Here is a 19,648-nt window from a genome sequence, read left to right on the forward strand (position 1 = left end):
GTTGCCCTCAACGTCTACGTTCTACGCCGGCCGTTCCGTCGGCGCTTGTGACGATAATTTGATTTTCGACCGCCGGCACGGCGGCGGCGGTCTTGACAGGCTGTCATCGCGAGTGCTGCTTGGGGCAAACCGGAGGCACCCGAAATGTCCAGCCGTCCGTCCCGCAGATCCGAGGCCGCCGACGCGCCCGCCGCGCCGCGGCGCCGGCTGGACGCCGAGACGCGCCGGCGGCTGATGATCGAACGGGCGGCCGAGCATTTCGCCCGGCACGGCTTCGACAGCCCGACCCGCAAGCTGGCCGCCGACATGGGGGTGACCCAGGCGCTGATCTACAAGCATTTCGGCTCGAAGGCCGGGCTGATCGACCGCACGCTCGAGACCGTGCTGGGCGGCGGCCGGGAGCGGCGGTTCGATCCGCAGGCGCCGCTGGAGCAGGCGCTGACCACATTCTACCGCGCGTTGGTCGGCGGCATGACCGAGACCCGCGTCCGGCTGTTCGTGCGCGCCGGGCTGGACGGCCGGGCCTGGCCGACGCGGCGCGGCGACGCGCTGACACGGACGCTGTTCCTGCCGGTGATCGCCGGGTTGCGCGCCGCCGCGGGGCTGGCGCCGCTGGAGGACCGGCCGCCGATGCGCGGCGAGCGCGAACTGGTGATGATGCTGCATGCTGCGATGGTGTTCTTCGGCATCCGGCGCTTCGTCTACAACATGCCGATGCCGGAGAACCTGGACGACGTGGTGGCGCTGCAGGTGCGGACCTTCGTCGCCGGCGCGGTGGCGCAGATCGCGCACCTGCACCGGGACGAGGCCGAGGCCAGCCTGACGCTGCGGCTGGCCGTGGCCGAGATCACTCCGCCCGATCCCGAAGGAACGTCCAGTAGGTGAAGGTGTAGTCGCGCTCGGCGCGGCTGGCGTGACAGGAAAAGCAGCCGTCGAAGCTGGCATCGGGGCGCGGGCTGCCGTCAGGCAGGTACCAGGCGTAGTCCCAGGTCTCGTTCGCGGTCGACCAGGCGGCGTTCGTCTCCATCACGAAGATGTTGACCACCGGCTCGAGCGCGATCAGCCGGCCGTCGGCGCCGAACATCGGCGCGCCGTCGGCGCCGATCTGCGCGTCGTGGTCCTCCATGATCAGCACCGTGCCGTCGGGCAGCGGCGCGCCGGCCTGCGCGGCGGCGTGCGCCTCCGGGCTGACGTACATCTTGCGGACCCGGTTGCGGTCGAGCCGGTCGACGTCGAGATAGTTCACGAACCGCTCCTGATAGCCGTCTGGCAGGGCGACCTCATCGGGACCGGCAAGCGCGGCGGTTGCCAGCAGCACCGCGGCGGCGGCGATGTAGCGGGTCATCCGGACACCTCCACGGTCAGCAGCATGTGCGGATGAATCACGCATTCCACCTGAAAGATGCCGGGGGTGCGCAGGACCAGCGTTCGCTCCTCGCCCGGCTCCTGGGCGCCGATGTCCAGCGCGTGGCCGGCGGTGGGCACGAACACGTTGTGATTGGCGGCGTCGTCGTTGACGAAGCGGATCGTGTCGCCGGTCGCGGCCCGGATCCGGTCGGGCGCATAGGTCTCGCCCGACATGGTGACGGTGAACTCCTCGGCCAGGGCCGCGCTTGCGCAAAGCGCGAAGCCGGCCGCGGCGGCGGTCATGGCGGCGTGCATCCTGTCCTCCCCCTCAGACCCGATTGCCGGATCAGCATGAGGCAGCCCGGCACAAGTTGTCAAATGACAACTTGTGCCGGGATCACCGCCTGTGCGGGCGGCGGGTCACAGAACGCCGAGGTTCGCCAGCGCCGCGTGCAGGTCCGCCGGCAGCGCATCGTCGCCGGCGGCGCCTTCGGGCAGATCCCGGGGCGCGTCCTCGGGCTTGAGATAGCGCCAGCCCTGGAAGGCGCGGCGCGGCTGCGGCGCGGTGCGGATCAGAACGGGCTCCAGCACGAGGGCGCAGCGGCGCACGCCCTCGGCGTCGATCCGCTCCTGCAAGCCCAACAGGCGCTGGCGCGCCAGCACCACGCCCTTGATGACCCAGTAGATCGAGCCGCCGGCGAGCAGTTCCGCCTCGCGCCGCGGCCACATCCGGGTGACGTGGGTGGCGACCGGGCCGAAGCCCGCCGCGCGGTTGCGTGCGATCACGACCTGCTGCCATTCCGACAGCGTCTCGACGCTTTCGGTGCCGACCGACAGCTTGATCAGGTGCAGTTTCGCCACCGCCGATGCCCCGCGATTCCTGTGGTGAGGCGGGCAACCTAGCAGAGCGGGGCGGGGCGGGAAACCGGGCCGCTGTCAGGCGGTGGCGGATCGGCGATGGCGGCACAACCGTCCGGCGACGGTTTTGTTGAATCTGCCGCCAGGACCGGGTTGCCCACGAGATGTGGTTTTCCGCGCACGCGGATTGCCCCGTATCTTGATGTCGGCGATTGACGGGGCGGGGGGTTCGCCATATTCTCCGGAGCCCTTCCCGCCAGTACCGACCGCACAGAATCGAAGGCGTCCGACATGACCCGCTTTACCGCCCCCATCGCCGAATCCATCTGGGACATGAAGTACCGCCTGAAGAAGGCGGACGGCACGCCGGTGGACGCCAGCGTCGAGGACACCTGGCGCCGCATCGCCCGGTCGCTGGCGGCGGTGGAGGCCGAGCCTGACGCCTGGGAGGACAGGTTCTACGCCGCGCTGGAGGATTTCCGCTTCCTGCCCGCCGGCCGGATCGTCGCCGGCGCCGGCACCGGTCGCACGGTGACTCTGTTCAACTGCTTCGTCATGGGCACGATTCCCGACAGCATGGGCGGGATCTTCGACATGCTGAAAGAGGCCGCGCTGACCATGCAGCAGGGCGGCGGGATCGGCTACGACTTCTCGACCATCCGCCCGCGCGGCGCGGCGGTGAAGGGCGTGGCGGCCGATGCCTCGGGGCCGCTGTCGTTCATGGACGTCTGGGACGCGATGTGCCGCACGATCATGTCCGCCGGGTCGCGCCGGGGTGCGATGATGGCGACGATGCGCTGCGACCACCCGGACATCGAAAGCTTCATCACCGCCAAGCAGGACCCGGCGCGGCTGCGCATGTTCAACCTCAGCGTGCTGGTGACCGACGACTTCATGGACGCGGTGAAAGCCGACGGTCCCTGGGACCTGAAATTCGACGGCAAGGTCTATCACACGATCCAGGCGCGCGACCTGTGGAACAGGATCACCCGCGCGACCTATGACTACGCCGAGCCGGGCGTGATCTTCATCGACCGGATCAACCAGCGCAACAACCTGTACTATGCCGAGGCGATCGCCGCGACCAACCCGTGTGGCGAGCAGCCGCTGCCGCCCTATGGCGCGTGCCTGCTGGGCTCTATCAACCTGGCGAAGCTGGTGACGGACGCGTTCGGCGAGACCGCTGCGCTGGACGAGGACGCGCTGGACGAGCTGGTCGCCACCGCCGTGCGGATGATGGACAACGTCGTCGACGCCTCGCGCTTCCCGCTGCCGCAGCAGGCGGAAGAGGCCGCCAACAAGCGCCGCATCGGCCTGGGCGTCACCGGCCTTGCCGACGCGCTGGTGATGGTCGGCGAACGCTACGGCTCGGTGGAGGCCGCGCGCGTGACGGAGCGCTGGCTGAAGCGGATCGCCCGCGCGGCCTATCTGGCCTCGGCGCATCTGGCAGCCGAGAAGGGCGCCTTTCCCCTGTTCGACCGCGAGAAATACCTGGGCGGCGAGACCCTGCAGGAGATGGACGACGACGTGCGCGCCGCCATCGCCAAGCACGGCATCCGCAACGCGCTGCTGACCTCGATCGCGCCGACCGGGACGATCAGCCTGTTCGCGGGCAACGTCTCGTCGGGCATCGAGCCGGTGTTCGCGCACAGCTACACCCGCAAGGTGCTGCAGAACGACGGCTCGCGCACCGAGGAAGAGGTGGTCGACTACGCCGTGCAGGCCTGGCGCGACCGCAACGGCGACGCGCCGCTGCCGGACCATTTCGTCGATGCCCAGAGCCTGCACCCGCTGGAGCATGTGCGGATGCAGGCGGCGGCGCAGAAATGGGTGGATTCGTCGATCTCGAAGACCATCAACTGCCCGGCCGACATCGCCTTCGACGACTTCAGGGACGTGTACCTGCAGGCGTGGGAACAGGGCTGCAAGGGGTGCACCACCTACCGCCCGAACGACGTCACCGGCTCGGTCCTGAGCGTGACCCCTTCGGCCGGAGACGCGAAGCCCGAGCCGGAGGAAAGCGGCGAGGTGGTCTACCTCTCCGAGAAGCTTGACCGGCCGCAGGAGCTGGAGGGCACGACCTACAAGATCAAGTGGCCCGAGAGCGAGCACGCGATCTACATCACCATCAACGACCTGGTGGTCGGCGGCGTGCGGCGTCCGTTCGAGGTGTTCATCAACTCGAAGAACATGGAGCACTTCGCCTGGACCGTGGCGCTGACCCGGATGATCAGCGCGGTGTTCCGGCGCGGCGGCGACGTCAGCTTCGTGGTCGAGGAGCTGAAGGCGGTGTTCGATCCGCGCGGCGGCGCCTGGGTGCAGGGCAAGTACATCCCGTCGATCCTGGCCGCGATCGGCGGCGTGATCGAGCGCCACATGATCGCGATCGGTTTCCTGGCCGGTGAAGGCAAGGCGGCGGCGGAAGATCCCCAGATCGCCGCCCTGCGCGCCGGCGAGAGGCCCCGCGGCCCGGCCTGCCCGAACTGCGGCCAGTACGCGCTGCGCATGATCGAGGGCTGCCTGACCTGCGCGGACTGCGGGCATTCGAAGTGCGGGTGACCTGCCGGGATGCGGCCTTGTTGAAGCTGAAAGCTATTCCAGTTCATTCCGCATAGGTTTCTGTCCACTTTGTCAGCGTTTACTGGCCATCGGGCTCATTTCCGGTGGCCCGTTGGTGCCAACGTGGAGGTGGGCCCAGCGGACGATTTCTCAGAACAAAAACCTGTCAAATGCGGATTCTCGTGCGGCAATGTCGCAACGGCCTGCCCGCCACCAGCGACCGATGCAGCCGAAACGAGTTTGGATAACTGAGAAAGCGTCGAGTCGCCTGCTGTTCCCGGCCCGTATCGAAGCGGGCGTCCGAGCCAAGATTATGAGGGGTCAAGGCGATACCGTGGCCCCTCTTCGTGGTCATTCGGACAATCATCCTGTTCCCGGTGCTCGCTGAAACCCAAGAGGAGCAACCGGGTCTATCCGGAGTTGCCAATTCAACGAATCCGACTGCTCCGCCAGCAGGGGCGCACTCCGGTCTCGACAAAGCCAGGGCAGAAGAAACGGATCTCTCCACGCTTTCCGCATCCCGGGCCGACAAGGTGTGAGTGCCAGATCCTTGCTAGCCTCCAAGTTCGGATAACGCCTCGCGGATCGACTGCCTTCTGGGATCGTTCGATGGCAAGTCGGTGGCCAGCGCGTCGGCGGCCTCATAGGCCTCGCGGGCCTTTGCTGTCTCGCCCAGCACACCATACGCGTTGGCAAGGCGTAACCAGCCTTCCAGGTCGTCGGGGCTTTCGGCCAGACGGTCGGCCAGGCGATCGACCATCGAGCGGATGAAGGCTGCCCTGTCGGCCGCGCTCATCTCGGACGCTGCTGCGACATCATCCGGCGTCGGGCCGGGTGCGCCCCCCGCCAGGGGCGCAAAGGCCGCGAGGTTCACCGGCGCGCGTCCGATCGCCTCACCGATCCGGTTCGCCTGCGCGACGAATATTTCCATCCAGGGGGCCGGACCGGCGGCCTGCTCGAGACGGGAAACCAGCAGATCATGGGCTTCCTCGCTGTCGCCGGCCTGATCGAGCGCGATTGCCTCGTAGTAGGAGGCGGCGGGATTCGACGGGTCCATTTCCCGCGCGCGCCGGATTGCGTTCCGTGCCTTCGGCGTCACCACGCCGTCCGCGGCCGCGACTAGTGCTTCGGCGTATTGCGACAGCATTGCCGAGGCCGCGTCGTCGCGTTCGATCACGGTTTCCATTGCCGAGGCGGCGGCGGCAAACCTGCCCATGCGCATGTAGGTCTGCCCAAGCAGCATCCAGCCTTCTGTCGGACCACCTTCGGGATCGCCCTGAAGGCGTTCGCGCAACCGTTCGGTCAGTTCGGCGATCTGCGCCTGCTCGCCACGCTCTTCCTGCCGATCCGCGAACGGCACGCCCGGGATGCCGGGCGAGCCAAGTTGCGCATAGAGAAGACCCGCGACCAGCGGGACCACAAGGGCCGATGCCCACAGCGCGCCGCGTCCTCCCGCTTCGGCGCGTCCCCGGGCCGGGCGCCGGCGACCGAGCTTCAGCAGCCGCCGCTTGATCTCGATCCTGGCAGCCTCGGCCTCATCGTTCGAAAGCAATCCGCGTTCGGCGTCCCTGTCGACCTCTTGCAACTGGTCGGCAAGGACCGCCACCGCGCCCTCCTGCCGGTCGGTGCTTGCGGCGTCGGCTTTCAGCAAGGGGTGGAGCAGAATGGCGACGGCAGACACAGCGAGGACCGCAAACAAGACCCAGAGCATCACGCAGTGCCCCCTTTTTCGGCGGCCAGCATTCCAGCGACCACCCGTTCGTCGTCATCGCTCAGTCTCTCCGCGACCTGCCGCTTCCGGCCGCTTCTCAAGACGACGATGACGATGCCGGTCCCGAACAGGGCAAGAAACGCCGGGGTCAGCCAGAGCGCGTAGGTTTCCGGCTTGAACGGAGGCTTCAGCAGCACGAAATCACCATAGCGCGCCCGCACGAACTCGATGACCTCTGCATCGGTATCGCCAGCCACAAGCCGTTCGCGGACCAGCAACCGCAAATCGCGCGCGACCCCGGCGTTCGAGCTGTCGATGTCCTGGTTCTGACACACGACACAGCGCAGATCCTTCGAGATTTCGCGGGCTCGCGCCTCCAGCGCGGGATCGGCCAGGATCTCGTCGGGTTCGACGGCCAGGGCGGTGAAGGGCAGGACGGCCAGCATCACTATCGCGGACAGGGTCTTCCAGTTCATGAGGTGCCTCCGTCCCGCGATCGGGCCTGCGCCAGGGCGGTCGCAAACTTCTTCTCGGCCGCGGCGCCCACGACCGGGCCGACATAGCGATAGAGAACCGTTCCGTCGCCCGCGACGATGAAGGTCTCCGGCACGCCCGATAAGCCCCATTCGATGCCGGCGCGGCCGTCCAGGTCCGAGCCGATCCGCTCGTAGGGGTTTCCAAGCTCTTCCAGCCAGACGCGCGCATCATCCGGCTTGTCCTTGTAGTTGATGCCAAAGAGCCGGACACCGTCGCGTTCGACCATGCGGGTCAGAACCGCATGTTCGGCCCGGCACGGCACGCACCACGAGGCGAAGACGTTGACCACCACCGGCTCGGGGTTCCCGTACAGATCCGCGCGCGACAGGCCCGGAAGGCCGACCCCCTCGACGGGCGGCAAGTCGAACTCCGGTGCGGGCTGCGAGATGAGAACCGACGGGATCGCGCTCGGATCGCGGTCGGGGTTCAGCCCCCAGAGGAAGAACGCCCCGATTATCAGGGCGACCAGGATGGGAAGGGCCGCGATGGCACGTTTCATGTCGTTTCATTCCGCCGGTGTTGCTACTGGTCCGCTGCGCGAGGCCCGGCGCGGGGCACCGACGCGCAGGCGCCTGTCGGACAGCGAGAGGCCACCGCCGAGAACCAGCATCGCCGCGCCGATCCAGATGAAATTCACCAGTGGCTCGTAGAGGATGCGAAGCGTCCACGCGCCCTGGTCTGCAACTGTTTCAGAGGCGGGTTCGGCAAGCGACGCATAGAGATCGCCCGCAAGCGTCGACCGTATCGCCGACTCGGTCGTGCTGCTCCGGGCGACAGGATACGAGCGCCTTTCGGGGTAGAGCGTTGTCACGCTGTCGCCATTCCGGCTGACCGCGAGGGTGCCCCGATCGGCAATGTAATTGGGACCCCGCACTGTTTCGACACCGTCGAAGCGGACGTCGAAGCCCGCGATCTCGATGACGGAGCCCGGCTGAACGAAGACGATCTCTTCCGATTTCCAGGCGGTCGAGCCGATGAAGCCAAGCATCGCAACCGCCAGTCCGGTGTGCGCCAGCGTCATGCCGTGGGCGGCACGCGGCAGGTTCCGCGCGCGGCGCATCGCTTCGGCCGTCGGCACGTCGAAGAGCCTGATCCGAACGGCCCACTCGCGCAGCGTGGCGATGAGCAGCCATACCGCGATCGCGACCGACAGGTAGGCAAGGACGGGCCCGCCCCGCGCGAGATACCAGGTTGCAAGTCCGGCAAGTCCCGCCAGTACCGCGACGAACCAAAGCCGTTGAAGGACCCCCTTCAGGTCGGCGCGCTTCCACGACAGGAACGGGCCGATGGCCATCGCCACGACCAGCGGCAACATGATCGGGATGAACGTGGCGTTGAAGTAGGGCGGTCCGACGGACACCTTGTCGCCAGTCAGCGCCTCCATGAACAGGGGATAGAGGGTTCCGAACAATACGGTTCCGGTCGCCGTCGCCAGAAGCAGGTTGTTGATCAGCAATCCGGCCTCGCGGCTGACGGGCGCGAAGAGGCCGCCGCCTTCCATCGACGGGGCGCGCCAGGCATAGAGAGTGAGCGAGCCTCCGATCGTCACTCCGAGCAGTCCGAGGATGTAGAGACCACGTTCCGGATCGACGGCGAAGGCATGAACGGATGTCAGCAGGCCGGACCGCACGATGAACGTGCCCAGAAGGGAAAGCGAGAAGGTCAGGATCGCGAGGAGTATGGTCCAGCTCTTGAAGGCGTCGCGCTTTTCGGTGACGATCGCCGAGTGCAGAAGCGCGGTGCCGAGAAGCCAGGGCATGAAGCTCACGTTCTCGACCGGATCCCAGAACCACCAGCCGCCCCAGCCCAGTTCATAGTAGGCCCACCACGACCCGAGCGCGATCCCGGCCGTCAGGGACATCCACGCAGCCAGCGTCCACGGGCGCACCCACCGTGCCCAGGCGGCGTCGACCCGCCCCTCGATCAGCGCGGCCACGGCAAAGGAAAACACGATCGAGAAGCCGACGTAGCCGAAATACAGAAGCGGCGGGTGCATCGCCAGACCGACATCCTGCAGAAGCGGGTTCAGGTCGTTGCCGTCCAATGGCGGCGGAAACACGCGTTCGAACGGGTTCGACGTCAGCAACAGGAACGACAGGAAGCCGGTGCTGATCCAGGCCTGAACCGACAGTGTCCGCGCCTTGAGCGCATCCGGGATGTTTGACCCGAAAAGCGCCACGCCCGCGCCGAAGGCCGCCAGGATCAGCACCCAGAGCAGAAGCGACCCCTCGTGGCTGCCCCAGGTGCCCGCGATCTTGAACAGCATCGGCTTGAGCGAATTCGAGTTCTCGACAACGTTTGCGACGGTGAAATCGCTGACCACGAAGGCCTGCATCAGCGCCGCGAAGGCGATGCCTATGAAAACCAGTTGCGCGATGGACGAACTTCGCGCGCTGCGCATCCACAGCGCATTGCCACGGGCCGCACCGAGCATGGGAAGTACGCTTTGTACCAGTGCGGTGGCCAGCGCGAGGGCGAGGGCGAATTGTCCGATTTCGGGTATCATCGCGATTTCCTGGTCATTCGAAGGTCATCCCGGGCGGGTGCAGCCTTCCCGGGCGGGAAGGTCAACAGTTTATGGCTCACAATTCGGTGGGAAACATACCGACTGGCTCGCCGTCACAATCCGAGTTTCGCCTTGCGGCGCTCGTACTCCTCGTCGTCGATTTCACCCTTGGCATAGCGTTCGCGCAGGATCTCGGCCGCGTCCGATTTGCTGCCTGGGCCGGATCCGGAGGAAAAGCCGCGGACGGCGAACACGATCAGGGCGATGATCGCCCCCCAGAACAACAGCATCATCAGGCCGCCAAACATGCCGAAGCCACCTCCCCACATCATGTGACCGAAACCGTCGCCCCAACCATCCGCCGAATCGGCAAACGCCGCTCCGGCCGACGATCCAAGGGCTGACAGGGCCATGAGGGATATCCCTTTTGTCATCGCATGTTCCTTTCTTCCTGTTCGCGCGCTGTTTCCAGCGGCAGTGTGACGGTCACGAGAAGACCGCCTTCGGTGCGGTTCGACAGCGCCACGTCGCCGCCATGAGCCCGCACGATCGTTCGCGCGGTCGACAGACCAAGGCCGGTGCCGCCGGTTTCGCGCGAGCGGGATTTCTCCAGACGGAAAAACGGCTCGAATACCTGCTCGAGTTCGGTTTCGGGGATGCCGGGGCCCCGGTCCGCAACGTGTATCTCGACGTGTTCGGTGTCGTGCCGGTACGTGACCTCGGCACCTCCGCCGTAGCGCTGCGCGTTCTCGATGATGTTGCGCAGGGCGCGCCGCACCGATTTCGGGCGCAGCCGCACCCACAGGCTGTCGGCCGCATCCAGGGTAAAGCCGTCGATCATGTCGGCCTGCAACTGCTTCAGGTAGGCGCCCAGTTCCACGTTCTCGTAGGCTTCGGTACTGGCCATGCCGCTTGCGAACGCCAGCGTTGCATCGACCATTTCCTGCATTTCCTCGACCGAAGCGACGAGGCTTTCGCGTGTTTCGTCTTCGTCCACCATCTCGGCGCGCACCCGCATGGCGGTCAGCGGAGAGCGCAGATCATGGCCCAAAGCCGCAAGCAGCCGCGTTCGGTCCGCGACAAAGCGGGTCAGCCTTGCCTGCATCCGGTTGAATGCCTGCGTCAGACCGCGCACCTCGCTGGGGCCTATCAGCGGCAGGGGATCGACGGCTTCCCCGCGTCCCAACCGGTCGGCTGCGTGCGCAATGCGCAACAGCGGTCCGGTCAGGCGGGTCAGAAGAAACCAGCAGGCCGAGACCAGAATGATCATCGCCGTGATCCCGAAACTGACGATTGACGCCCAGGGCCATTGCAACGGCGGCCGTTCGAACCGTGTTCCGACATTCAGCCATTGCCCGCCCGTCAGGGCGATCGACAACTGCATCTCGATCGCGGAAAGCTCGCCCCGCATCATCGCCAGATGCATTTTGGCCATTTCCGACGCGAGGTGCGGCATCGGCATGATGCCGCGCTCGACCTCATGCAGTTCCACGCGGATTTCCCGCGCTTGCGCACCGCCGAGAAGTCCGCGAACGCGCGCCTCGACGGCTCCGCCGTCGGCATGGCTCGAATGATCGACGGCGGGAGTGTCCGACAACTCGAAGCGCACCAACGGAGAGTTCGCGGCTCTCAGGATCGCCTGCTGCAAGGATTCCGGCGCCTCCTCGAGCAACAGTGCGACGTTCGCGGCCCGGCCGGCCGCCTCGAAGCCCAGCGCGGCGCGCACCGCAAGGCCACGCTCGTCGACGAACAGCCACAGGCTGATCGTCTGCGCCACCGCCAGCGCCGCGATGATCAGCAGGACCAGCTGGCCGCGAAGACTGTCGATGGCGCGCGGCATCAGGTCATCTCGCGAACATCGGCAGCCAGACAATAACCGCCGCCGCGCACGGTCGTGACGATGCGCGGGCGCGACGGGTCAAGCTCGATCTTCCGGCGCAGCCGGCTGATCTGGTTGTCTATCGTCCGGTCAAAGACCGACGCCGCCCGGCCCGCCGTCAGGTCGAGCAGCTGGTCGCGGCTCAGGACGAGACGGGGCCGCTCCAGCAGCACGGTCAACAGCTTGAATTCCGCGCTGGTCAGATCTGTCTGCGCACCGTCCTCGCGCGACAGCACCCGACTGTCCGTGTCCAGAACCCAATGGGCAAAGGCGATACGTCTGCCCGAAAGTCTGCCGGCATAGGGCTCGGCCTTCGCCGAACGGCGCAGGATGGCCTTGATGCGGGCGACAAGTTCGCGCGGGTTGAAGGGTTTCGCCAGATAGTCGTCGGCCCCGATCTCGAGGCCGACGATCCGGTCGGTTTCTTCTCCGAGCGCGGTCAACATGAGGATCGGAACGGTTCCGGTGGCCGAGAGCCGCCGGCACACGGACAAGCCGTCTTCCCCGGGCATCATGACGTCCAGAACGATGAGGTCGAACTGGCCGTTGGCGAGCTTCGCATCCATGTCGACCGCATCGCGGGCCGAGATCGCGCGCATCCCGTTCTTTTCGAGATACCGCGTCACGGCATCGCGGATTTCGCGGTGGTCATCGACGACAAGAATGTGCGGCGGTTTGCTCATGCCCCTTCCTTTACCCGAACGCCGCGTGCCTTCCCGAACAGAATTGTCACGAGATGTAACGGGCACCGCAATTGTGACGCGCCGATACAAAACGCCGGGGTGCCTGGCATACCCTCGTGACAAACACCTGCCATATGTTCCCTGTCGCAACACTGACAGGAGGTGACCCGAATGAAACGCAACACCCTTTTCGCCGCAATGGCCCTGACCGCAACCGTCCTTGGCGGCGCCGCTCTCGCGGATGCCGATCACGGAAACGGCGGAAAGCCCGGCGCCAAGCCCGGAGCGGGCATGATGCACGGCGGTGGCCCCGGCACGATGGGCATGATGGGGGGCATGGACGGCATGATGGACATGATGCAGCGCATGCACGGCAACATGATGGGCGGCGGCATGATGGCTGGCATGGGTCCCATGGGCGGCGGCATGATGCAGATGTTCGACGCCGACGGCGACGGCACGGTCACGCCCGAAGAGATGCGTTCGCAGTTGCAGGCCAGGCTCGCCGAATACGACAGCGACGGTGACGGGTCCCTCTCGATTGCCGAGTTCGAGACCCTGCACAGCGCCATGATCCGCGAGATGATGGTGGATCGCTTCCAGCACCTCGATGCCGACGGCGACGGCGCGGTGACGGCGGAAGAGATGACGGCACCCGCCGACATGATGGAGCGGATGCAGGGGATGCGGTCGAACATGGCGCAGTCGCCCGGTCAGCCCGGCAATGGCCAGGGCATGGGCGACGGACCCATGATGAACGACAATTGAGCGGACCGGCGCCGGCTCAGGCCGGCGCCGCTTCCCGAAACGTCTGACTCGCGAAACACACGGACACGAACGCCAAACCGCACTATGTATCGCCACGCCCAGACAGTGGCGGGCAACCACCGCAAACTCGAAACGGAGAAAACCGCAATGGCCTATACCTATGATCGCGTTCTGAAAGATGTCGCCATTGACGACGCCGAACTGCTTGTTCGCGACGCGTTGGCGGAGAAGGGTTTCGGCGTGCTGACCGAGATAGACGTGAAGGCGACGATGAAAAAGAAGCTGGACGTCGAGATTCCGGCCTATCGCATCCTCGGCGCCTGCAACCCGCAAATGGCGTACAAGGCCATCGAGATCGAGCCGCGCATCGGCGCGATGCTGCCGTGCAACGTCATTCTGCGTCAGGTGGACCGAGATACCGAAATCAGCGTCATCGACCCCGTGGCGTCAATGCAGGCAGTGGAAAACGCCGACCTGCACGCGGTCGCCGGCCAGGTCCGCGACCTGCTCCGGGCGGCACTGGACGCGGTCTGACCGAACGCGGCCGCTTGGTGCATTTGCGGGTGGCCGGCAATCACGACGATGTGAAGCTTGGCGCCGCGACCTGGTGCGCGATCGATTTCCCGCTGGCCGAGAAGTGGGGCGGGCGGCTGGTGCGGTGCGGGATCATTGCCGGTGACCATGATCACCTCGACTTTCGATGGTATGCCGGGCAAGGTCCGGGCAGTGCGCCATGCCCCACACCATCGCAGGCGCGGCCCTGGCGCATTTCTTGCGCAGGATCATGCCGACTTGATCAGGCGATTACGGGACACTATTGGGGAATGTGGCTTTTCACGCCCAAATCGAAACGCCCAAACCGAAACACCGAAACACCGAAACACCGGTATTTCTTCAATCCGGAGATGTCCGACGCCATGAACGGGAAACCCACGCTCTTCAGACATGGACTCGTCCTCGGATTATCCGGTTTGGCCGGATATCTGCTGCTGGAATCCCGGGCTGAGTGGTCGGAAATGCATCGCTATAACCGCGCCTTGGGGGATCTTTCGCTACTGCTGATCGCCATGGCCATGGCGCTGGGTCCGCTGGCGCGACTTTCCACGGCCCGGTTCGTCCGGAAACTTCTGCCCTACCGTCGGGAACTTGGCATCTATGCCGTTCTTGCGGCGATCGTGCACACGATCATCATTCTGCTTGGCTGGGTCGAACTGGATTTCGCCCGGTTGTTCGGCTTCGAGTTTCACCCGCAGCTGCAACGCTACGTGATGGTGCAGCACGGGTTTGCACTTGCCAACATCCTCGGAATCGCGGCGCTGCTGTATGGCATCGTGCTGGCGGCCACATCGAACGATTTCAGCCAGAACCGCCTTGGTGCATCGGTCTGGAAGTACATCCAGCAGGGCACTTACGTCTTGTGGTGGCTGACCGTATTGCACACGGCCTACTTCCTGTTCTTTCACTTTCTCGACTTCCATCGCCAGACCCCCGAGCCGAATTGGGCGCAATGGCCGTTCATGGCCCTTGTCGGCGCCGTCCTGGCATTGCAACTGGCGGCAACGATCAGGACATGGCACGCCCAGCGGCACCGGCGGGCCGCGACGTGAGACCGGCGAAACCGACGGGCAGCCGAAGCGCGGGTTCGGGGCGGGGTCGCCGCGCAGGCATCAGGCGCGCCTGCCCGCGGCAGCAGTGCCACGACAATCAGGCTGACTGGCAAGGCGGGTCCAATGGACAACGGGGATAGAAGCAGCCTCTACCGCGAGGGCTCGATCACCCTGGGCGGGGCTGTCGCGATGGGAACCGGCGTGATGATCGGCGCGGGCATCTTCGCGCTGACCGGTCAGATCGCGCAGCTGGCCGGGCCGCTGTTCCCGCTCGCCTTCATCGCCGGCGCGATCGTCACCGGCTTCAGCGCCTACAGCTATATCCGGATGTCGAACCAGTGGCCGTCCTCGGGTGGCATCGCGATGATCCTGCAGAAATGCTACGGCCCCGGTGCCGTCGCCGCCGGGGCCGCCCTGCTGATGGCGCTCAGCATGGTGATCGCGGAAAGCCTCGTCGCCCGGACCTTCGCGACCTATGTCCTGCGCCCCTTCGAAATCGAGGGTGGTCCGCTGGTCCCGGTGCTCGCAGTGGGCGTCATCGTCTTCGCCTATGTGGTGAACATCTCCGGCAACCGGTCGGTGGGGGTGTTCTCGCTGATCATGGCGGCAATCAAGATCGGCGGCATCGGGCTGTTCGGCATTGCCGCGATATGGTCCAGCGGCTTCCGGTTCACGGCTGCGTCCGACCCGGCACAGGCCTATGGGTTGACCGGGTTCATCGCCTCGATGGCGTTCGCGATCCTGGCCTTCAAGGGGTTCACCACCATCACCAACAGCGGGTCCGAGATTACCGAGCCGAACCGCAACGTGGGCCGGGCGATCATGCTTTCGATCGGGATCTGCGTGGCCGTGTACCTGCTGGTGGCCTTCGGTGTCGGATCAAGCCTGACGATCGACCAGATCGTCGCGGCGCGCGACTATTCGCTGGCCGAAGCGGCGCAACCCGCGCTCGGACGGACCGGATTCCTTCTGACCGTGATCCTTGCCGCGGTTGCCACGGCGTCGGGCGTGCTGGCCAGCGTGTTCGCGGTATCGCGGATGCTGGCGATGCTGACCGACATGAAGATGATCCCGCACAGCCATTTCGGAATGTCGGGCCCGATCCAGCGGCATACGCTGGTCTATACCGTTGTCATCGCTTCACTGCTCGCGGTGTTCTTCGATCTGGGTCGGATCGCCTCGCTCGGCGCCTTCTTCTACCTTGTGATGGACATGGTCGTGCACTGGGGCGTCTTCCGCTTCCGGCGCAAGGAGATCGGGGCGTCGGGTCTGGTGCTGCTGACTGCCCTGATGCTCGACGCGGTGGTGCTGGCGGCCTTTACGGCGATGAAGCTCCAGAGCGATCCCATCATCGTGGTCTATGCAATCTCCGGGATCGCGGCGGTCTTCGCTTTCGAGCGATCGTACCTGTCACGATGGCTGGCACCGCAGGTGGCTCATGAACACTGAGGCCGTCGTGAGCAGGTCGGGATACCACCGACGGTTCGTCGTAACGGAAATTTTTATTGAACCTCAAGTACCTTTAGGCGTTAGGACCATAGACAAAGCGCGGCACTCCTGAGGCAACTTGCCGCCTCTTTGCTTTCGGGCGAACAGCAATACGTTCGGGATATGGCTCGGCCCGACGACCAGTTTGTGAAAGGGATCAGGAAAGATGCTGACAAGACGTCATTTCATCCAGACGACCACAGCGCTGTTTTCGGCGTCAATCTCCAGCCCGCTCCTGGCCAGCACCTGGCCGACCGAGGCGCAAAAGATGGCCTGGGACGCTCGGGTCACACCGCCTGGCTACGACCCGGCGACATCGAACCCGTGGGGCCTGCACCACCGCTTTCTGCCCCAGCGGGTTGTCGCGAAAGCCGGGCTCGTACCCGGTGACATCCATGTCGATGCCGTGGCGCGGTATCTCTACCATATCGAAGAAGGTGGCACGGCGATGCGTTATGGCGTGGCGATCGCGCGCGGCAACCTCTACGAACCAGGCACTTATACGATTCGCCGCAAGGTCGAATGGCCGCATTGGACGCCGACGCAGAACATGATCCAGCGCGATCCGGAATATGCGCAGTACGCCGATGGGATGGAACCCGGGCCGACAAACGCGCTCGGGTCGCGAGCCCTCTATCTCTATGTCGGCAACCGCGACACCTATCTGCGGATTCACGGCACACCGTATCCGAGAAGCATCGGCGGCCGTGCGAGTTCCGGCTGCGTCCGAATGGTCATGGCACACATCAACGATCTCTACCCCAGGGTCGAGATGGGATCGACGGCGGTCCTGTATTCGGCTGAGGACAGCGTCACCCCGCACAGCTGACCGGAATGGCAGCGGCAACCCATCCGAGGCATGCAGGGCCCGTTCAGGCCCCGCGCGCAGTGCAGATGGGGCTGCCGCCCACCGCGCGCAGCGGCACCAAAGTCGTTTCCACCGGGCCGCTGTGCTCGTACCAGTAGCAGCCGTCCTGGGGAAGAAGCCGGGCCGTGGTGAGATCCTGGCCGGGTGCAGCAAGGGCGGCGACGGCCTCGGAAACATTTCCGACCCTGGTCTGATCGGCGCTGTCGTCGGGCGCAGGCACCGTGCAGCCAGCAAGTGCCAGCATTGCAGCAAGGATCGGCGTGTGTCGTTTCTGCATGTCTACCCTCATTCGTTCTGAATCGCGTTGTCGCGACAAGCGCGGCTTTTATCGCATCGCCAAAAAAATGACGACAGGTTGCCAAAAGCCGCAGGCCGGATTTCCCGCTGGCGAGAACCCAGAATTAGCCCTTGAAGCTCTAGTTGCTGTAGGAACTATGTCAATGTGGAATGAACGAATCCTGAGGTTCAATCCATGTCTTCCGATGGCCACCGCCACGACCACGATCACGGCCATTCCAGTGATCGAGAGCATTCTCACGGCCACGGCAGCGCCTCCTGTTGCGGTGCCGGCACGGTCGCCGCTGTCACGGCCCCCGCGCCGGTCAACGGCCGCAGCTTCCAGGTCTCCGGTCTCGACTGCGCCGAGGAGGTTGCGATCCTGAACCGCGTCGTCGGGCCGAAGGTCGGCGGGCAGGATCATCTTGCCTTCGACGTGATCAACGGGCGGATGACGCTGCTCGACAGCGCCAGGCACCTGACGGACGACGAGGTGGCGCAGTTGGTCGCCGGCACGGGGATGAGCGCGAAGCCCTGGGATGCCGACAACGCCGCCGAGGACCAGGCGGCGCATCTGGCACGGCAGAAGCTGTTTACCGGGCTCAGCGGCGGATTCTGGGCGGCCGGGTTCCTCTACCACATCATCGAGACGGGAATGGGGGGCGCGCTCGGGCTTTTCGCAGGGCATGGCGAAGCGCCGATGCCGATGGCGGAAGCGGGCCTGTTCGCATTGGCGATTCTCTTCGGGGTCTGGCTGGTTGCGCCCAAGGCCTGGTCCTCTGCACGGCGGTTGTCTCCCGACATGAACCTGTTGATGGTCGTGGCCGTGGCCGGTGCGATCGGCCTCGGCGAGTTCTTCGAGGCCGCAACGGTGGCGTTCTTCTTCTCGCTCTCGCTCTATCTGGAGAGCTGGAGCGTCGGCCGCGCGCGCAATGCGGTCTCGGCGCTGCTCGATCTTGCACCGCCTACGGCACGGGTGCTCCGCGAAGATGGCAGCGAGGCCGACGTTCCGGCGGCAGAGGTCGCCGTGGACGACCGTTTCATCGTGCGGGGCGGCGACCGCATCCCGCTCGACGGCGAGGTCGTGGACGGGGCCGGCGCCGTCGATCAGGCGCCGATCACGGGCGAAAGCGCGCTGGTGCCGAAGGAGGCCGGCGACGAGGTCTACGCCGGCACGATCAACGGCGAAGGCACGCTGACGGTGCGGGCGACCAAGGCTGCGTCGGACACGGTTCTGGCCAAGATCATCCGCATGGTCGGCGACGCCCATTCCAAACGCGCGCCGGTCGAGCAGTGGGTGGCGAAGTTCGCGCGCGTCTACACGCCGATCGTGATGGTCCTGGCGATCGCCCTCGCGGTCCTGCCGCCGCTGCTGATGGGCGGGGCCTGGGACTACTGGTTCTACAATGCGCTTGTGCTTCTGGTCATTGCCTGCCCCTGCGCTTTGGTCATCTCGACACCGGTTTCCATCGTCGCGGCGCTGACCGCCTCGGCACGGGCGGGGGTGCTGATCAAGGGCGGCGCCTATGTCGAAGCTCCGGGCCGCACCACCGCGCTGGCGATGGACAAGACCGGGACGATCACCATGGGCGAGCCCGAAGTGGCGGCCGTTCATCCGCTGGGCGGAGCCTCGGCGCGCGATCTGATGACGCTGGCGGCTGGCCTGGAGGCGCGATCCTCGCACCCGCTTGCACGCGCCATCCTCGCGCGCGCCGAGGCTGACGGCATTGCCCTGTCTGCCGCGGAGGACACCCGAACCGTGCCCGGGCGCGGGCTGGAAGGAAGTGCCGAGGGGCGCGCCATATGGCTCGGCTCGGACAGGTTCGCCGCCGAGAAAGGCTTCGGCAATGCCATCCCGGCGGATCTGCGGGACCGGATCGAAAGCGCCGGCAGCACGCTCGTGGCCGTGGGTGACGATACCGGTGTGACCGGCGTTCTGGAACTGCGCGACCGCATCCGCCCCGACGCCAAGGACATCGTGGCGCGGCTGCACGCGCAGGGTGTGAAGACCATCGTCATGCTGACCGGCGACAACGAACGTACCGCGCGCGCGGTGGCGGACGAAGTCGGCATCGACGAGGTGCGTGCCGAACTGCTGCCCGAGGACAAGGTAGCGGCCATCGAAGAGCTGCACGACACCCATACGATGGTCGCAATGATCGGCGACGGCGTGAATGACGCGCCGGCCATGGCGCGGGCGCACTACGCCATCGCCATGGGCGCCGTCGGCTCGGATGCGGCCATCGAGACGGCGGACATCGCGCTGATGACCGACGACATCGGCCGCGTGCCCTGGCTGATCGGCCATTCGCGCCGGACCATGACGATCATCCATCAGAACATCGGCATCTCGCTGGCAACGAAGGCGGTGTTCGTCGGGCTGACCGCGTTCGGCATGGCCTCGATGTGGGGTGCGATCGCGGCGGATGTGGGCGTGTCCCTGCTGGTCGTGGCCAATGCGCTCCGGCTGCTCAACGGCCACCGGGCCAAGGCGCCGCCCGCCGGCGGCGAGCCGGTCGGCAGGCAGATGGCGAAGGGCGCGCTGGCGCATGGTCACTGAC

At 65.9% G+C, this 19,648-nt stretch carries 19 protein-coding genes; 8 read left to right on the forward strand and 11 right to left on the reverse strand.

Annotation, left to right across the window (positions count from 1 at the left end; all coding sequences use genetic code 11):
- Positions 1–144: 144 nt before the first annotated feature.
- A complete protein-coding gene (locus GE300_RS16415) occupies positions 145–885 on the forward strand; it encodes a TetR/AcrR family transcriptional regulator (RefSeq protein ID WP_154448033.1) in 741 nt (246 codons plus the stop codon).
- On the opposite strand, the gene GE300_RS16420 is transcribed toward GE300_RS16415, so the two are convergent.
- From GE300_RS16420 to GE300_RS16430, 3 genes are all read right to left on the reverse strand, one after another.
- Positions 848–1,345, reverse strand: coding sequence for a cytochrome P460 family protein (locus GE300_RS16420; protein WP_233417108.1), 498 nt, complete (start codon positions 1,343–1,345; stop codon positions 848–850). The two genes, GE300_RS16415 and GE300_RS16420, sit on opposite strands and share 38 nt — an antisense overlap.
- A complete protein-coding gene (locus GE300_RS16425) occupies positions 1,342–1,650 on the reverse strand; it encodes a cupredoxin domain-containing protein (RefSeq protein ID WP_233417109.1) in 309 nt (102 codons plus the stop codon). The genes GE300_RS16420 and GE300_RS16425 overlap by 4 nt, the downstream gene beginning before the upstream one ends.
- A gap of 117 nt (positions 1,651–1,767) precedes the next feature.
- Complete coding sequence (locus GE300_RS16430) at positions 1,768–2,208, reverse strand: DUF1489 family protein (RefSeq protein ID WP_325063283.1); 441 nt, start codon at positions 2,206–2,208, stop codon at positions 1,768–1,770.
- Between the two features lie 288 nt (positions 2,209–2,496).
- Between GE300_RS16430 and GE300_RS16435 the strand changes: the two genes are divergently transcribed.
- A complete protein-coding gene (locus GE300_RS16435) occupies positions 2,497–4,764 on the forward strand; it encodes an adenosylcobalamin-dependent ribonucleoside-diphosphate reductase (protein ID WP_154448039.1) in 2,268 nt (755 codons plus the stop codon).
- 553 nt (positions 4,765–5,317) lie between these two features.
- Here GE300_RS16435 and ccmI read toward each other — a convergent pair.
- From ccmI to GE300_RS16470, 7 genes are all read right to left on the reverse strand, one after another.
- On the reverse strand, positions 5,318–6,475 hold the full coding sequence (gene ccmI / locus GE300_RS16440; protein ID WP_154448124.1) for a c-type cytochrome biogenesis protein CcmI: 1,158 nt from the start codon (positions 6,473–6,475) through the stop codon (positions 5,318–5,320).
- On the reverse strand, positions 6,475–6,951 hold the full coding sequence (locus tag GE300_RS16445) for a cytochrome c-type biogenesis protein (protein WP_233417110.1): 477 nt from the start codon (positions 6,949–6,951) through the stop codon (positions 6,475–6,477). The genes ccmI and GE300_RS16445 overlap by 1 nt, the downstream gene beginning before the upstream one ends.
- The gene (locus GE300_RS16450) at positions 6,948–7,511 is read right to left on the reverse strand and encodes a DsbE family thiol:disulfide interchange protein (protein ID WP_154448041.1); all 564 of its coding nucleotides are present in this window, start codon (positions 7,509–7,511) and stop codon (positions 6,948–6,950) included. Before GE300_RS16450 ends, GE300_RS16445 begins: the two co-directional genes overlap by 4 nt.
- A 6-nt stretch (positions 7,512–7,517) precedes the next feature.
- The gene (locus GE300_RS16455; RefSeq protein ID WP_154448043.1) at positions 7,518–9,518 is read right to left on the reverse strand and encodes a heme lyase CcmF/NrfE family subunit; all 2,001 of its coding nucleotides are present in this window, start codon (positions 9,516–9,518) and stop codon (positions 7,518–7,520) included.
- A 113-nt stretch (positions 9,519–9,631) separates the two neighbouring features.
- On the reverse strand, positions 9,632–9,931 hold the full coding sequence (locus tag GE300_RS16460; RefSeq protein ID WP_233417111.1) for an SHOCT domain-containing protein: 300 nt from the start codon (positions 9,929–9,931) through the stop codon (positions 9,632–9,634).
- 17 nt (positions 9,932–9,948) lie between these two features.
- Positions 9,949–11,358 carry an ATP-binding protein gene (locus tag GE300_RS16465; RefSeq protein WP_154448044.1) on the reverse strand — a complete coding sequence of 470 codons (1,410 nt, stop codon included), beginning with the start codon at positions 11,356–11,358 and terminating at the stop codon, positions 9,949–9,951.
- A complete protein-coding gene (locus tag GE300_RS16470; RefSeq protein ID WP_154448046.1) occupies positions 11,358–12,080 on the reverse strand; it encodes a response regulator in 723 nt (240 codons plus the stop codon). Before GE300_RS16470 ends, GE300_RS16465 begins: the two co-directional genes overlap by 1 nt.
- 171 nt (positions 12,081–12,251) lie before the next feature.
- Between GE300_RS16470 and GE300_RS16475 the strand changes: the two genes are divergently transcribed.
- The 5 genes from GE300_RS16475 to GE300_RS16495 all read left to right on the forward strand — a co-directional run bounded on the left by GE300_RS16475 (position 12,252) and on the right by GE300_RS16495 (position 16,772).
- Positions 12,252–12,848: an EF-hand domain-containing protein gene (locus GE300_RS16475; RefSeq protein WP_233417112.1), complete on the forward strand. Its 597-nt coding sequence runs from the start codon at positions 12,252–12,254 to the stop codon at positions 12,846–12,848.
- A gap of 147 nt (positions 12,849–12,995) precedes the next feature.
- Entirely contained in the window at positions 12,996–13,382 is a 387-nt protein-coding gene (locus GE300_RS16480) for a DUF302 domain-containing protein (RefSeq protein ID WP_154448048.1), read from the forward strand.
- A 17-nt stretch (positions 13,383–13,399) separates the two neighbouring features.
- Entirely contained in the window at positions 13,400–14,455 is a 1,056-nt protein-coding gene (locus tag GE300_RS16485) for a ferric reductase-like transmembrane domain-containing protein (RefSeq protein WP_325063284.1), read from the forward strand.
- A gap of 123 nt (positions 14,456–14,578) precedes the next feature.
- On the forward strand, positions 14,579–15,904 hold the full coding sequence (locus GE300_RS16490; RefSeq protein WP_154448050.1) for an APC family permease: 1,326 nt from the start codon (positions 14,579–14,581) through the stop codon (positions 15,902–15,904).
- Positions 15,905–16,109: 205 nt separating this feature from the next.
- Positions 16,110–16,772, forward strand: a complete 663-nt coding sequence (locus GE300_RS16495; RefSeq protein ID WP_154448052.1) for a L,D-transpeptidase — start codon at positions 16,110–16,112, stop codon at positions 16,770–16,772.
- A 43-nt stretch (positions 16,773–16,815) separates the two neighbouring features.
- On the opposite strand, the gene GE300_RS16500 is transcribed toward GE300_RS16495, so the two are convergent.
- Complete coding sequence (locus GE300_RS16500) at positions 16,816–17,088, reverse strand: hypothetical protein (RefSeq protein WP_154448054.1); 273 nt, start codon at positions 17,086–17,088, stop codon at positions 16,816–16,818.
- A 195-nt stretch (positions 17,089–17,283) separates the two neighbouring features.
- Between GE300_RS16500 and GE300_RS16505 the strand changes: the two genes are divergently transcribed.
- Positions 17,284–19,647 (forward strand): heavy metal translocating P-type ATPase, encoded by a 2,364-nt coding sequence (locus GE300_RS16505; RefSeq protein ID WP_154448056.1) that lies wholly within the window; start codon positions 17,284–17,286, stop codon positions 19,645–19,647.
- The last annotated feature ends 1 nt before the right edge of the window (position 19,648 follow it).

This window comes from Halovulum marinum (assembly GCF_009697225.1).
GTDB classification, from domain to species: Bacteria; Pseudomonadota; Alphaproteobacteria; order Rhodobacterales; family Rhodobacteraceae; genus Halovulum; species Halovulum marinum.